Source organism: Nesterenkonia cremea (assembly GCF_014642675.1).
GTDB classification, from domain to species: Bacteria; Actinomycetota; Actinomycetes; order Actinomycetales; family Micrococcaceae; genus Nesterenkonia; species Nesterenkonia cremea.
Map to the genome: position 1 here is coordinate 1 of NZ_BMIS01000034.1, position 1,432 is coordinate 1,432.

Consider the following 1,432-nt stretch of genomic DNA (forward strand, 5'->3'; position numbering starts at 1 on the left):
CTCGGGTTCTAGTGAACGTCGCAACGACCTGACCGTTCAGGAGTTGCAATGCCCAGACGTGAATCCTCTCGAGGAGAGCCTTATGCCGAAGCGGTGAAGGCTGACTGCCTTCGCCGCTTCGGCCAGACCCCTAACCTGACTGCAGTCGCAGCGGAGACCGGAGTCTCGGCCAGAACCTTGTCTGACTGGGTCAGAGCTGCCGGGATGTATCACCTGGTACGTGTCTCGCGTGCGCATCCAGGCAGGGATGAGTATCACCGGCTGCGGTTAGAGGGATTCAGCCGTGCAGAGGCTGCACAACGAGTCGGTGCATCTGCCCGATCAGCGCGGAAGTGGGACCGCCAGAGTGCGCCCAATGGGTATAACAAGAAGATGCACAGCACCTTCTCTGACCCCGCTGCCCCAGCGACTCACCGGAGGTACCTCAACGCTGGCGACAGGCTTGTGATCTCTGACCTGCTGCGACGAGGATGTTCCTACGCTCAGATCGCGGCTGAGCTGGGACGGAGTCGTTCAACGATCAGCCGAGAGGTTGCTCGCAACAGCCACAGAGGCATCTACCACCCTTATACGGCTCATCAGCAGACCGTCGACCGGCGAGCACGACCGAAGCCTAGGAAATTGGTGCCTGGCAGTCGGATCTTCGCCTACGTCTGGGAGAAGCTGCAGCTGGAATGGTCCCCGGAACAGATCAGTGGAAAGCTCGTTGAACAGTTCCCCGAAGATCAGGAGATGCGTGTGTGCCACGAAACGATCTACCAAGCCCTGTATCTGCAGGCTCGTGGTGGATTGAAGCGTGAAGTCCAAGCCGCACTGCGTACCGGCCGGGCTATGCGCAAGCCTGCCGGTGACCAGCGCAAACCCCGCATTCTGGGCGAGGAGATGGTCATGATCAGCGAGCGTCCTGCTGAGGTCGAGGACCGGGCCGTGCCAGGCCACTGGGAAGGGGATCTGATCATCGGTGCTGGCAGTCAGTCCGCGATCGCGACTCTGGTGGAGCGTCATACCCGGTTTGTGATGCTCTGCCACCTGCCTGGGGACCACACCGCTGAGACGGTCGCGACCGCACTGACTGAGCGGATGAAGACGCTTCCTGGACATCTTCGCGGTTCACTGACATGGGATCAGGGAGCCGAGATGGCTAAGCATCACAAGATCAGCATGGCTGCTGATCTTCCGATCTATTTCTGTGACCCGGCTTCACCGTGGCAGCGGGGCTCGAACGAGAACACCAACGGGCTGCTGCGCCAGTACTTCCCCAAAGGGACTGATCTTTCAGCTCATGGCCCGGAGGACCTGGAACTGGTCGCGAACAAGCTCAACGGCAGGCCTAGGAAGACATTGGGCTGGGACAGTCCTGCCGACCGTATGAAAGAGTTGCTCACGACCAGCTGAGATCGCTGTTGTTGCGACCACCGCTCGAATCCACCGC

1 protein-coding gene is annotated in these 1,432 nt (G+C 60.3%); it reads left to right on the forward strand.

What is annotated here, in order from left to right; genetic code table 11:
* The first annotated feature begins 204 nt into the window (after positions 1-204).
* Positions 205-1,395, forward strand: coding sequence for an IS30 family transposase (locus tag IEW85_RS14210; RefSeq protein WP_444543782.1), 1,191 nt, complete (start codon positions 205-207; stop codon positions 1,393-1,395).
* The last annotated feature ends 37 nt before the right edge of the window (positions 1,396-1,432 follow it).